This is a genomic window from Serratia sp. CY27727 (assembly GCF_052169275.1).
GTDB classification, from domain to species: Bacteria; Pseudomonadota; Gammaproteobacteria; order Enterobacterales; family Enterobacteriaceae; genus Serratia; species Serratia sarumanii.
In genome coordinates this window covers 258,503-271,927 of the sequence record NZ_JBJNLB010000003.1, presented here as the reverse complement: position 1 = coordinate 271,927, position 13,425 = coordinate 258,503, and the positions used below count along the sequence as shown (strand labels likewise).

The 13,425-nt window shown below is 59.8% G+C and carries 14 protein-coding genes; all 14 read left to right on the top strand.

What is annotated here, in order from left to right:
* Nucleotides 1-98: 98 nt before the first annotated feature.
* The 14 genes from ACJ8HB_RS10835 (at nt 99) to deoB (ending at nt 13,300) form a co-directional block, all read left to right on the top strand.
* Nucleotides 99-536, top strand: a complete 438-nt coding sequence (locus tag ACJ8HB_RS10835; protein WP_047569404.1) for a DNA polymerase III subunit psi — start codon at nt 99-101, stop codon at nt 534-536.
* Complete coding sequence (gene rimI / locus ACJ8HB_RS10830) at nt 481-924, top strand: ribosomal protein S18-alanine N-acetyltransferase (protein ID WP_033649119.1); 444 nt, start codon at nt 481-483, stop codon at nt 922-924. The genes ACJ8HB_RS10835 and rimI overlap by 56 nt, the downstream gene beginning before the upstream one ends.
* Nucleotides 925-1,079: 155 nt before the next feature.
* Nucleotides 1,080-1,385, top strand: coding sequence for a helix-turn-helix domain-containing protein (locus tag ACJ8HB_RS10825; protein WP_047569402.1), 306 nt, complete (start codon nt 1,080-1,082; stop codon nt 1,383-1,385).
* A gap of 3 nt (nt 1,386-1,388) precedes the next feature.
* Nucleotides 1,389-2,654 carry a type II toxin-antitoxin system HipA family toxin gene (locus ACJ8HB_RS10820; protein ID WP_094859825.1) on the top strand — a complete coding sequence of 422 codons (1,266 nt, stop codon included), beginning with the start codon at nt 1,389-1,391 and terminating at the stop codon, nt 2,652-2,654.
* Between the two features lie 146 nt (nt 2,655-2,800).
* The gene (gene prfC, locus ACJ8HB_RS10815) at nt 2,801-4,390 is read left to right on the top strand and encodes a peptide chain release factor 3 (RefSeq protein WP_047569401.1); all 1,590 of its coding nucleotides are present in this window, start codon (nt 2,801-2,803) and stop codon (nt 4,388-4,390) included.
* Nucleotides 4,391-4,906: 516 nt separating this feature from the next.
* The gene (gene osmY, locus ACJ8HB_RS10810; protein WP_033637016.1) at nt 4,907-5,521 is read left to right on the top strand and encodes a molecular chaperone OsmY; all 615 of its coding nucleotides are present in this window, start codon (nt 4,907-4,909) and stop codon (nt 5,519-5,521) included.
* 161 nt (nt 5,522-5,682) lie between these two features.
* Nucleotides 5,683-5,844: a DUF1328 domain-containing protein gene (locus tag ACJ8HB_RS10805; RefSeq protein WP_004857650.1), complete on the top strand. Its 162-nt coding sequence runs from the start codon at nt 5,683-5,685 to the stop codon at nt 5,842-5,844.
* A 68-nt stretch (nt 5,845-5,912) separates the two neighbouring features.
* Nucleotides 5,913-6,098 carry a CsbD family protein gene (locus tag ACJ8HB_RS10800; RefSeq protein ID WP_033649120.1) on the top strand — a complete coding sequence of 62 codons (186 nt, stop codon included), beginning with the start codon at nt 5,913-5,915 and terminating at the stop codon, nt 6,096-6,098.
* A gap of 10 nt (nt 6,099-6,108) precedes the next feature.
* Nucleotides 6,109-7,227, top strand: a complete 1,119-nt coding sequence (locus ACJ8HB_RS10795; RefSeq protein ID WP_033649121.1) for a patatin-like phospholipase family protein — start codon at nt 6,109-6,111, stop codon at nt 7,225-7,227.
* A complete protein-coding gene (locus ACJ8HB_RS10790; RefSeq protein ID WP_047569399.1) occupies nt 7,224-8,006 on the top strand; it encodes a TatD family hydrolase in 783 nt (260 codons plus the stop codon). Before ACJ8HB_RS10795 ends, ACJ8HB_RS10790 begins: the two co-directional genes overlap by 4 nt.
* Nucleotides 8,007-8,189: 183 nt before the next feature.
* Complete coding sequence (locus tag ACJ8HB_RS10785) at nt 8,190-9,467, top strand: NupC/NupG family nucleoside CNT transporter (protein ID WP_033637021.1); 1,278 nt, start codon at nt 8,190-8,192, stop codon at nt 9,465-9,467.
* A gap of 370 nt (nt 9,468-9,837) precedes the next feature.
* Nucleotides 9,838-10,617, top strand: a complete 780-nt coding sequence (gene deoC / locus ACJ8HB_RS10780) for a deoxyribose-phosphate aldolase (protein ID WP_046898085.1) — start codon at nt 9,838-9,840, stop codon at nt 10,615-10,617.
* A 66-nt stretch (nt 10,618-10,683) separates the two neighbouring features.
* Entirely contained in the window at nt 10,684-12,006 is a 1,323-nt protein-coding gene (gene deoA / locus ACJ8HB_RS10775) for a thymidine phosphorylase (protein ID WP_033637024.1), read from the top strand.
* Between the two features lie 70 nt (nt 12,007-12,076).
* A complete protein-coding gene (deoB, locus tag ACJ8HB_RS10770) occupies nt 12,077-13,300 on the top strand; it encodes a phosphopentomutase (RefSeq protein ID WP_033637026.1) in 1,224 nt (407 codons plus the stop codon).
* Nucleotides 13,301-13,425 lie beyond the last annotated feature (125 nt).

Sequence of the window (13,425 nt, the reverse complement as noted above, 5' to 3'; positions counted from 1 at the left end):
CGATATGTTCGACGGGTTTGTTGGCGCGGGCTGCGCGGGTTTGTTAGCATAGCGCGGCGCATGGCAGGCATGGCGCACCACAACGGGTAGGAATCGGCATGGCATCAAAACGCGACTGGCTGTTACAACAACTGGGTATTACGCAGTGGACATTGCGCCGCCCGGGCGTGTTGCAGGGCGAAGTGGCGGTCAGTCTGCCGCCCGAGGCGCGCCTGCTGGTGGTGGCGCAGATGCTGCCCGCACCGGACGATCCGCTGTTTTGCGACGTGCTGCGCAGCCTGGGGCTGACGCCGGCGCAAACTTACAGCCTGACGCCGGAACAGGCGGCGATGCTGCCTGAAGAGACCGCATGCAACAGTTGGCGGCTGGGCGTGGCGGAACCGCTTGCGGTCGCCGGCGCGCAGCTACACAGCCCGGCGCTGGCCGAGCTTTCCCAAGACGCGGGGGCCAAACGCGCCCTCTGGCAGCAGATTTGTCATCATGAACACGATTTCTACCCTGACGGCGGCCGACCTGGCCACGGCCTTCACCATTGAGCAAGCCAGCCACGCTTTTCCCTGGACGGAAACCACCTTCGCCAGCAATCAGGGCGATCGCTACCTTAACCTGAAGCTGAGCGCCGACGGGGAGATGGCGGGGTTCGCCATCACGCAGATCGTGCTGGACGAAGCCACGCTGTTCAACATCGCCATTCATCCGCAGTACCAGCGCCGTGGCTTTGGCCGCCTGCTGCTCAACGCGTTGATTGAACGGCTGGAGAGCCGCGGCGTGGTCACGCTGTGGCTGGAAGTGCGCGCCTCCAACCAGGCGGCGATCGCGCTGTATGAAGATCTCGGTTTCAACGAGGTTACCGTGCGCCGCAATTATTACCCGAGCGCCCACGGCCGCGAAGACGCGATCGTGATGGCGCTGCCGCTGGCGTAATCTAAACACATCCTGTTTATTGTTTTCCTTTCCTTTTACAACTAAAAAGTTGTTTTCTGATTAATTTACATCGAATAAGTTGTTTTTTGCCATGGCGACAACTAATTTGTTGTTTATTGTTGGTGAGACAATCAATGCGTAGTTGGGAGGTGCGGATGAGAAAATTATCAGAAATATCAGCGTTGCTGAAAGAAAAACGCATTGAGTTGGGCTGGAGCCAAAAAGACTTTTTAATGAAGATTGGCATGACCCAACAGCAATATCAGCGTATTGAAACGGGTAGCGATATGCGGGTAAGCACGCTGCTACGGATATTGGCGGCGATGGATTTGGAATATGTCATCGTGCCGAAAAAGCCTGCCCGTGATGTGGAGTGCTTGCTGCAACAGGAAGTGAGTCGCGCGCCGGAAGCCGGTAAGCCGCATAATTTCGAAAAAAAACTGAAAGATCTCGAGGACTAGCTGATGAAAGGGCCGCGACAGGTTGAATCGGTGCAGGCATTAGCCTTGATATTGCATGGCGTGCGTGTTGGCGTGCTGGCGCATTACAGCGGCGGCAGAAACATCCTGACCTTTGATCCGCACTACCTCGCTTTGCCGGAGCATGCTCGTCCCTTGTTTACGCTAAGGCAGAGGGCGCACCCGGGGTATCTTGAGCAAGTTTTACAGTCATCGCAGCGCCTGCCGCCCGTCTTATCCAATTTGTTACCCGAAGGCGCACTGCGCGGTTGGGTGGCCCAGTCGTTGAAAGCCCATGTGAACGAGGAGTTTCCCTTAATTGCCTGGGCCGGGGGAAACCTGCCGGGAGCGCTTGAAGCCCGGCCGCTGGCCGCCAGTGACATACCCGCCTGGGCGTTAACGTCGCGCGGCGAGCTGGAAGCCGTGCAAATTAATGTTGGCGTGGAGGCGCAAAAGTTTTCTTTGGCAGGGGTACAAATGAAGTTTTCCTCTGTGCGCAAAGAGGGCCGCTTCAACATTTCTTCTCAGGTCGGCGCCGATAGCTGGATCATTAAAACGCCTTCAACGGTCCATCGTCATCTCCCTGAAAATGAATATACGGCAATGCGCTTGGCGCAAGCCATCGGCGTGGATATTCCTGATATTGAGTTGGTTGAGCTGACACGACTTGAGCACTTGCCTGATATTCGCTTGGCGGATGAACCTTATGCTTATGCCATCCGTCGTTTTGACCGCAGCGAAAACGGGCGAGTACATGCAGAAGATTTTGCTCAGATATTCGAGATTTACGCGCACGATAAATACCGCGGTAAAAATTACGATCAGATAGCGGCTTATCTCTATGAGTATGGCAGTGAACCTTTAGCGGATGCGCAGCAAATGGCACGCCGTCTGTTGGCGAATATTTTGCTCGCCAATGGCGATGCTCACGTAAAGAATTGGTCCATGATCTATCCAAACCAGACCGATGTTCGGCTTTCTCCCGCTTATGACATCGTCACTACGTTGGCCTATATTCCTGGTGAATCTGAGGCCGCGCTCAATATGGCGAAGGAAAAACGCTGGGATAGGATCTCAATGCAAACCTTCGAGCGCTGGGCTGAGCGGGTCGATATTCCCTGGCCTGCGATTCGTGTGCACCTTGTGGATGCCATCGACAAGGCGCGAAATTTGTGGCCGGAATTATTGGAAAACCTGCCGATGGCGGACGATCACAAATCGGTATTGCGTCGGCATTGGGCCGCTTTGCCCCCCGATTTCCGCCTGCGTTAGCGGGAAATCGGATCCATTGATTGTCACCGGTTGGCAAATCGGCGAAAATGCCCGGCTGTTATCTTTTATTCACCGCTTTGCCCGGCGCCGCGATCGGCGCGTTCTGATGATGTCGCAGGGCGGACTAACCGTAGAACCTGAAAACCATGTCTCCTAGTGAATTTGCCCGCGAAGTCTTCAAAAGAAGAACTTTCGCCATCATCTCGCACCCCGATGCCGGTAAAACCACCATTACCGAAAAAGTGCTGCTGTTCGGACAGGCGATCCAGACCGCCGGTACGGTAAAAGGCCGCGGCTCCAGCCAGCACGCCAAATCCGACTGGATGGAAATGGAAAAGCAGCGTGGGATCTCGATCACCACCTCGGTGATGCAGTTCCCGTACCGCGACAGCCTGGTCAACCTGCTGGATACCCCGGGGCACGAAGACTTCTCCGAAGATACTTACCGTACTCTGACCGCCGTCGACTGCTGCCTGATGGTGATCGACGCCGCCAAGGGCGTTGAGGATCGCACCCGCAAGCTGATGGAGGTTACCCGTCTGCGCGACACGCCGATCCTGACCTTCATGAACAAACTGGACCGCGATATCCGCGATCCGATGGAAGTGATGGATGAAGTCGAGCGCGAACTGAAGATCGCCTGCTCGCCCATCACCTGGCCGATCGGCTGCGGCAAGCTGTTCAAGGGCGTTTACCACCTGTACAAGGATGAAACCTACCTGTACCAGACCGGTAAAGGCCACACCATTCAGGAAGTGCGCATCGTCAAGGGTCTGAACAACCCGGAGCTGGATGCGGCGGTGGGTGAAGATCTGGCGGCGCAGCTGCGCGATGAGCTGGAGCTGGTGCAGGGCGCTTCCCACGAGTTCGATCAGGAGGCTTTCCTGAGCGGCGAGCTGACCCCGGTGTTCTTCGGTACCGCATTGGGCAACTTCGGCGTGGATCACATGCTGGACGGCCTGGTGGCCTGGGCGCCGGCGCCGATGCCGCGCAAAACCGACACCCGCGAAGTGACGGCGGCGGAAGAGAAATTCACCGGCTTCGTGTTCAAGATCCAGGCCAACATGGATCCGAAACACCGCGACCGCGTGGCCTTTATGCGCGTGGTTTCCGGCCGCTACGAGAAGGGCATGAAGCTGCACCAGGTGCGCACCGGCAAAGACGTGGTGATCTCCGACGCGCTGACCTTTATGGCCGGCGACCGTTCGCACGTGGAAGAAGCCTATCCGGGCGACATCATCGGCCTGCACAACCACGGCACCATTCAGATCGGCGATACCTTCACCCAGGGTGAAGACATGAAGTTCACCGGCATCCCGAACTTCGCGCCGGAACTGTTCCGCCGCATTCGCCTGCGCGATCCGCTGAAGCAGAAACAGCTGCTGAAGGGGCTGGTGCAGCTGTCCGAAGAGGGCGCGGTGCAGGTGTTCCGTCCGATCGCCAACAACGATCTGATCGTCGGTGCGGTCGGTGTGCTGCAGTTCGACGTGGTGGTAGCGCGCTTGAAGAGCGAGTACAACGTGGAAGCGCTGTACGAGTCGGTCAACGTGTCGACCGCGCGCTGGGTCGAGTGCGACGACGTGAAGAAGTTCGAAGAGTTCAAGCGCAAGAACGAGATCAACCTGGCGCTGGACGGCGGGGACAACCTGTCCTATATCGCGCCGACCATGGTGAACCTCAACCTGACGCAGGAACGTTATCCTGACGTGACCTTCCGCAAGACGCGCGAACACTGATCAATCGGCAGGGCGCCCAGTGCGCCCTGCACGCCTCTCCTATTCCCACTGCGCTAATTAATAAACCTCCCTCATATTTTTCTTGCGAACCTAGGACACCAGGCGATGTTCGTTCGGCCTGCATTTTCTGTCTAATGGTCTATCTTTAACGGGATGTCCGCACATTGCTTGAGAGTAAATCACTGTAATATGTTGTTTGTTTGGTGAGTTATTCTGATGTGTTGCCGATAGGAGACAGTCAGTGTCTTTAAATATCAATGAGATAACTATATTTCAGTTTTGTGTGACTTAGCCTGTCGTCAATAGGCGACAGTTTTTTGGCTAAAAATCCAACGTCTGATTTGTTTTCTTTGATTTTTAAGGTTTTTTTTGAGTTGGCACGGCCGTTGCAATATTCCCGTCGTGAACGCTTAATCGTATAGCGATGATGAAGTATTTACCGAGAAGGCCGCGTGAAGGTGGCCGCAGGGTTCCGGCGCTCTGGCGTTGTGAGCCCCCAACAAAAGGAAGAGATCGATGAAAAAGACCAAATTTGCACACTCGCTGATGGCTGTTGTATTGGGTTCTGTGTTGGTCAGCGGCAGTGCGCTGGCCGAAGAGAGTCTGCTCAACAAGGCGTCTAACGCCGCGGACAGTGCCGGTGCCAAAATCGATAGCTCCATGAAAAAAGTTGACGGTTACATGGATGACAGCGCGATAACGGCTAAAGTTAAAAGTGCGTTGGTGGAAGATAAAACCATCAAAAGTTCCGACATTTCGGTGAAAACCGAAAAAGGCGCCGTGACCCTGAGCGGGTTCGTCGGCAGCCAGGCGCAGGCGGAGCATGCGGTCGCTGTCGCCGGCAAGGTGGAAGGCGTCAAGACCGTCAGCGACAAGCTGCACGTGAAAGATGAAGCCAACCAGTCGATCAAATCGTATGCCGGCGACACCGCCACCACCAGCGAGCTGAAAGCCAAGCTGCTGGCCGATGACATCGTGCCGTCGCGCAATGTGAAAGTGGAAACCACCGATGGCGTGGTGCAGCTTTCCGGTGAGGTGAAAACGCAGGCGCAGTCTGAGCGTGCGGAAAGCATCGCCAAGGCCATCGACGGCGTGAAAAGCGTGAAAAACGACCTGGTGGTCAAGCCGTAATCCCGCCAGGCGCCCGTAACAAGTAACAACAAGCCGTATCGGTCGGGCCGTGAAGGCGGCCCGACATGTACCACCAAAAAAAGAAACTGATTTGCCGTCGACGCCCCGTTGTCGGGGCGGTAGACAGCAGCGAATTTTTTCACAATGGTAAGGAGAAGCTTATGTTTCGTTGGGGCATTATCTTTTTAGTCATCGCGCTTATCGCTGCGGCACTGGGGTTCGGTTCGCTGGCGGGCACCGCCGCTTGGGCGGCTAAAATCGTGTTTGTTGTCGGCATTATCCTGTTCCTGGTCAGCCTGTTCACCGGCCGCCGGCGCCCTTAGCCGGCCGGTATTTTCCTGCAAACTGTAACAAAGCTTAATTCCTTTTCTCACGTCGGGGAGGGCCGGCCATGAACAGCGACATCATCGTCGGGCGCTGGAAACAGCTGAAAGGCCAGGTATGGCAGGCATTGGCCGAATGGTCCGGCAGCGATTGCGTCTGGCTGGCCGGCAGCAATGATTTCCTCGCCGGCGTGCTGCAAGAGGATTACGGAAGAGAGCGAGACGCGGTATCCTCGGAGAAAACGTCTCACTGAGGATGCCAAGTTGGGATACAGAATACCCATCACGCTCGGCAATATAGAACCGCTGGCGTCTAAGCCCTTTCGGCCAGGCAAGATGGCGCTGGTCTGCGAAGGCGGCGGCCAGCGCGGCATTTTCACCGCCGGCGTGCTGGACGAGTTTCAGCGCGCGGGCTTTAACCCTTTCGACCTACTGATCGGCACGTCGGCCGGCGCCCAGAATCTGTCCGCCTACATTTGCGGGCAGGTGGGCTACGCGCGCCGGGTGATCACCCGTTACACCACCTCGGCTCAATTCTTCAATCCGCTGCGCTTCGTGCGCGGCGGGCATCTGATCGATCTCGATTGGCTGGTTGATACGGCGGCGGCGCAGATGCCGCTGGCGATGGACGTGGCGGAACGGCACTTTACCGACGGGCGCGAGTTTCTGCTGTGCGCCTGCCGCAGCGACGATTTCGAACCGACCTATCTGCCGGCGCAGCGCGAGCGCTGGCTGCCGGCCATCAAGGCGTCCAGCGCCATTCCCGGCTTCTATCGCCAGGGCGTGGAGCTGGACGGCATCAGCTATCAGGACGGCGGCATCAGCGATGCGATCCCGGTGGAAGAGGCCTATCGCCGCGGCGCCGACACCATCGTGGTGATCCGCACCGTGCCTTCGCAGATGTACTACACCCCGCAGTGGATGAAGCGCATGGAGCACTGGCTGAGCGACAGCAGCTTGCAGCAGATGGTGCGTATCCTGCAGCATCACGAGCAAAGCTATCACCGCATCCAGCGCTTTATCGAGAAGCCGCCGGGCAAGCTGCGCATCTTCGAGATCTTCCCGCCGAAGCCGCTGGCCAGCAATGCACTGGGCAGCCGACTGGGGTCGCTCAATCAGGATTATCACCTGGGGCGCCGCTGCGGCCGCTATTTCCTGGCCACCGTCGGCCAGTGGATGGCGCAGCCAGAGCCGGACGGCATGAAGGTGAAAAAAGCGCTGTCGCGCCGCCTGATCCAGCCGGAGAACGTCAGAATGCCTTCGCCGATCGTGACCGACATCGTCATGCCGTCCGATCTTGGCGCGCAGCCGGAGGCCGCGGTGGTGGCGCCGAAGATCATTCTGCCGGGCGATCTGCCGCCGGGTGAAGGGGGCGCACTGTGAGCTATGCCTTTACCGACACCCACTGCCATTTCGATTTCCCGCCCTTTACCGGGCATGAGGGCGAGAGCCTGGTGCGGGCGGCAAGCGCCGGCGTCACGCGCATCATCGTCCCGACGGTCACCGCCGATCGCTTCGCGCGGGTGCTGCGGCTGGCGCAGGATCACGCGCCGCTGTTCGCCGCGCTGGGGCTGCATCCGCTGTATATCGCGCAGCATCATGGGCCGCAGTTGGAGCAACTGGCGGCGCTGCTGGCCGAACGGCCGCGCAAGCTGGTGGCGGTGGGGGAGGTCGGGCTCGATCTGTATATGGACAACCCGCAGTTCGAGCGCCAGCAAAGCGTGCTGCTGGCCCAGCTGCGGCTGGCGAAACAGCATGACCTGCCGGTGATCCTCCATTCGCGCCGCACCCACGATCAGCTGGCTGCGGCGCTGCGGCGCGTGCAGCTGCCGCGTCGCGGCGTGGTGCATGGCTTCGCCGGCAGCCTGTCGCAGGCGCAGGCGTTTATCCGCCTCGGCTATTACATCGGCGTGGGCGGCACCATCACCTATGAGCGGGCGCAGAAAACGCGCGGCGTGATGGCGCAGCTGCCGCTCGAGGCGCTGTTGCTGGAGACCGATGCGCCGGACATGCCGCTGGCGGGCTATCAGGGACAGCCGAATCGCCCCGAACGCGCCGCCGAGGTGTTTCAAACGCTGTGCGAGCTGCGGCCGGAACCGGCCGACGAGATCGCCGCCCATCTGCAGTGCAATGCTCAGGCGCTGTTTGCCATGCCGGATTGATGAGGTTATAACGTGACCTGTGTCACGTTATAAGATTTTCATTTGCGTCTCGTTGTATGCATTTGTGACATAAATCGGTGCGAGAGTGACCTCGCTCAGTATAATCCCCCCGAAACTCTCCAATAGCAGACCTCTCTTTATGAGCAGGGATGTATTTTATTTTTTGCAACAGGGAAACTTTGCATGCAACTCATCATGAGCCTAGTCGGCATGGCGGTGCTGATCGCCATTGCGGTGCTGCTCTCAAGCAACCGCCGGGCCATCAAACTGCGCACCGTCGCGTGGGCGTTCATCATTCAGGTCGGCATTGGCGCGCTGGTGCTGTATGTGCCGCTGGGCCGCAGCATCCTCGGCAGTATGTCGAACGGCGTGGCAAACGTTATCGCCTACGGCAATCAGGGCATTTCGTTCATTTTCGGCGGGCTGGTGTCCGACAAGATGTTCGAGGTGTTCGGCGGCGGCGGCTTCGTGTTCGCGCTGCGTGTCCTGCCGGTGATCGTGTTCTTCTCCTCGCTGATTGCGGTGCTGTACTACCTCGGCATCATGCAGTTGGTGATCCGCGTGCTGGGCGGCGGGCTGCAAAAGCTGTTGGGCACCTCGCGCACCGAATCGCTGTCGGCGACCGCCAACATTTTCGTTGGTCAGACCGAAGCGCCGCTGGTGGTGCGTCCGTATATCGCCACCATGAGCCAATCAGAACTGTTCGCGGTGATGTGCGGCGGCCTGGCCTCGGTGGCCGGTTCGGTGCTGGCGGGATATGCGCAGATGGGCGTGCCGCTGGAATACCTGATCGCCGCGTCCTTCATGGCCGCGCCGGGCGGGCTGCTGTTCGCCAAGCTGATGGTGCCGGAAACCGAGCAGACCCACGATAAAGACGATGCGATGAAGCTGATCGCCGAAGAGGATCGTCCGGCCAACGTGATCGACGCGGCGGCTTCCGGCGCGGCCTCCGGCATGCAGCTGGCGCTGAACGTCGGTGCGATGCTGCTGGCGTTTATCGCGTTGATCGCCTTGCTTAACGGCATTCTCGGCGGTATCGGCGGCTGGTTCGATTATCCGCAGCTGTCGCTTGAACTGATCCTCGGCTGGGTGTTCTCGCCGATCGCCTTCCTGATCGGCGTGCCGTGGAGCGAGGCGATGACCGCCGGTTCGTTCATCGGCCAGAAGATCATCGTCAACGAGTTCGTCGCCTACATGAACTTCGGCGCCTATCTGCGTCCGGACGACGTAGTGGCGGCGGAAGGCCTGCAGGTGCTGTCGGCCCATACCAAGGCGATCATCTCCTTCGCGCTGTGCGGCTTCGCCAACCTTTCCTCGGTGGCGATCCTGCTGGGCGGTCTGGGCAGCATGGCGCCCAATCGTCGCCACGACATCGCGCGCTTCGGTCTGAAGGCCGTGGCGGCGGGCACGCTGTCCAACCTGATGAGCGCCACCATCGCCGGCTTCTTCCTGGCGCTGTAAGCCATCCCGAGGCCCGCGACGGCGCGACCGATCGCGGGACTCCGCCTATACTCTAAGCAACGCGGGTGCGTGCCGCACCCGCGATCTTCAGCCGCTTCTTTAGCGAATTTGTGAACGATATCGCGTTATTTTGTGATGTTCTTCACATATAATTCCGGTCTGTTACAGTGCTATTTCATATAGTGTGACGATGAGCGCGAATCGCCCCCGGCATTCGTGTTCAAATAGCTATTACTGGCCGGCCGCAAGGCGGGTGGCCATGTGCGGTGAGAAGGATCTCAGTTGCCGCCGCGGGAACGCCGTTCCCCAGCGCTATCTTCATGGAACCAAGTCCGCTCGCCAACACCCAGGTACTCAGTTGGAGAGTTTTATGACCGAATTAACCGCAGCAGCGCAACGTGCGCTGAATTTGATGGATTTAACCACGCTGAATGATGATGACACCGACGAGAAAGTGATCGCGCTGTGTCGTCAGGCCAATAGCCCGGCCGGCCACACGGCGGCCATCTGCATCTACCCGCGTTTTATTCCGGTAGCGCGCAAGGCGCTGCGCGAGCAAGGCACGCCGGATATCCGCATCGCCACCGTGACCAACTTCCCGCATGGCAACGACGATATCGACATCGCGCTGGCGGAAACCCGCGCGGCCATCGCCTATGGCGCGGATGAAGTGGACGTGGTGTTCCCTTACCGCGCGCTGATCGCTGGCAACGAACAGGTCGGCTTCGAGCTGGTGAAACAGTGCAAGCAGGCTTGCCAGGCGGCCAACGTGCTGCTGAAAGTGATCATCGAAACCGGTGAGCTGAAGCAGGCCGATCTGATCCGCAAGGCGTCCGAGATCGCCATCAAGGCCGGGGCGGACTTTATCAAGACCTCCACCGGCAAGGTGCCGGTCAACGCCACGCTGGAAAGCGCCGAGCTGATGATGTCGGTGATCCGCGATCTGGGCGTGGCGAAGACGGTGGGCTTCAAGCCGGCCGGCGGCGTGCGCACCGCAGAGGATGCGCTGCATTATCTGCAGCTTGCCGATCGTATTCTGGGCGAAGGCTGGGCCGATGCGCGGCATTTCCGCTTTGGCGCTTCCAGCCTGCTGGCCAGCTTGCTGGCCGCGCTGGGCCACCAGACCCAGACCGCCGGCGGCGGCTACTGATCGATTTCGTTGGCGGGCGCCAGGCGCGCCCGTCTGCACCGACTCTCGGCGACACAGGGGGATGCCTTGTTCCTGGCTCAAGAAATTATTCGTAAGAAACGCGACGGCCAGCCGTTAAGCGAAGCGGAAATCCGCTTTTTCATCAACGGCATTCGCGACAACGTGGTGTCGGAAGGGCAGATCGCCGCGCTGGCGATGACCATTTATTTCCATGACATGAGCATGCCGGAGCGTGTGGCGCTCACCATGGCGATGCGCGATTCCGGCACCGTGCTGGACTGGAAAAGCCTGGCGCTGAACGGCCCGATCGTCGACAAGCATTCGACCGGCGGCGTGGGCGACGTGACCTCGCTGATGCTCGGCCCGATGGTGGCGGCCTGCGGCGGCTATGTACCGATGATCTCCGGCCGCGGCCTGGGGCATACCGGCGGCACGCTGGACAAGCTGGAAGCCATTCCGGGCTTCAATATTTTCCCGGACGATAACGCCTTCCGCAAAATCATTCAGGACGTCGGCGTGGCGATCATCGGCCAGACCAGCTCGCTGGCGCCGGCGGACAAACGTTTTTACGCCACCCGCGACATCACCGCCACCGTGGATTCGATCCCGTTGATCACCGCCTCCATTCTGGCCAAGAAGCTGGCGGAAGGGCTGGATGCGCTGGTGATGGACGTGAAGGTCGGCTCCGGCGCCTTTATGCCGACCTATGCGCTGTCACAAGATTTGGCGCAGGCGATCGTCGGCGTGGCCAACGGCGCGGGCTGCAAGACCACCGCGCTGCTGACCGACATGAACCAGGTGTTGGCCTCCAGCGCCGGCAACGCGGTGGAAGTGCGTGAAGCGGTGCGCTTCCTGACCGGCGAATACCGCAACCCGCGCCTGCTGGAAGTGACGCTGGCGCTGTGCGTGGAAATGCTGCTGTCCGGCGGCCTGGCGCAAGACGAGGCCGACGCGCGCGCCAAACTGCAGGCGGTGCTGGACAACGGCAAGGCGGCGGAGGTGTTTGGCCGCATGGTGGCGGCGCAGCAGGGGCCGATAGACTTCGTCGAACGCTACGATAGCTATCTGCCGGCGGCAACGCTGAGCAAGCCGGTGTATGCTGAAAAGCCGGGCATCGTCAGCGCCATGGATACCCGCGCGCTGGGCATGGCGGTGGTTGCGCTGGGCGGCGGCCGTCGCCGGGCGAGCGACGCCATCGATTACAGCGTTGGCCTGACCGAGGTGGCGCGCCTGGGCGAGAAAGTGGATGCCCAGCAGCCGCTGGCGATGATCCACGCCAACGATGAAGAGAGCTGGCAGCAGGCGGCCGATGCGGTGCGCAGCGCGATGACGCTGAGCGACAAGGCGCCGGAAGCGACGCCGGTGGTATATAAGCGCATCACGGAATAACCCAAGAATCAGGAACGGTCGCGGCTTTTTCGCGGCCGTCCAAAGCGTGAGAACACGCAGGAGAGCACAGATGAAACGCACATTTATTATGGTATTGGACTCCTTCGGCATCGGCGCCAGCGAAGACGCCGAACGTTTTGGCGATCAGGGTTCCGACACCCTGGGCCACATCGCCGAGGTTTGCGCGCGCGGTGAGGCCAACGTGGGCCGCCAGGGCCCGCTGACGCTGCCTAACCTGAGCCGTCTGGGCCTCGGCAAAGCGGCGGAAGAGTCCACCGGCAACTTCCCGCAGGGGCTGGATCGCAACGCCGACATCATCGGCGCTTACGCTTACGCCAGCGAACTCTCTTCCGGTAAAGACACGCCGTCGGGCCACTGGGAAATCGCCGGCGTGCCGGTGCTGTTCGACTGGGGCTATTTCAAGGACGAGCACAACAGCTTCCCGCAGGCACTGCTGGACAAATTGGTCGAACGCGCCAAGCTGCCGGGCTACCTGGGCAACTGCCACTCATCCGGCACCGTGATCCTCGATCAGCTGGGTGAAGAGCACATGAAAACCGGCAAGCCGATTTTCTACACCTCCGCCGACTCGGTATTCCAGATCGCCTGCCATGAAGAAACCTTCGGCCTGGATCGCCTGTACGAGCTGTGCGAAATCGCGCGTGAAGAGCTGACCGAAGGCGGGTATAACATCGGCCGCGTGATCGCGCGTCCGTTCGTCGGCGACAAGCCGGGCAACTTCCAGCGCACTGGCAACCGTCACGATCTGGCGGTAGAGCCGCCGGCGCCGACCGTGCTGAAAAAGCTGGTGGACGAGAAGGGCGGCGAAGTGGTGTCGATCGGTAAAATCGCCGACATCTACGCCAACGTCGGCATCACCAAGAAGGTGAAGGCGACCGGCATCGACGCGCTGTTCGACGCGACCCTGATCGAAATGGAAAAGGCCGGCGACAACACCATCGTGTTCACCAACTTCGTGGACTTCGATTCCTCCTATGGCCACCGCCGTGACGTGGCGGGCTACGCCGCCGCGCTGGAGCTGTTCGACCGCCGCCTGCCGGAGCTGTTGAAGCTGGTGAAAGACGAAGACATCATCATCTTCACCGCCGACCACGGCTGCGACCCGACCTGGCCGGGCACCGACCACACCCGCGAGCACATTCCGGTGCTGGTTTACGGCCCGAAAGTGAAGCCGGGCTCGCTGGGCCACCGCGAGACCTTCGCCGACATCGGCCAGACCGTCGCCAATTACTTTGGCCTGTCGCCGATGGATTACGGTAAGACCCTGTTCTAAGCCCTGTCTTTCAAGCCGCAGCGTTGTTAGCTTCATGCGTGAACCCCAGTCACTTACTCAAGTAAGCTCCTGGGGATTCACCCGCTAGCTGCCTAGCTGCAACTCGAAATTCAAGGCTTAGATGT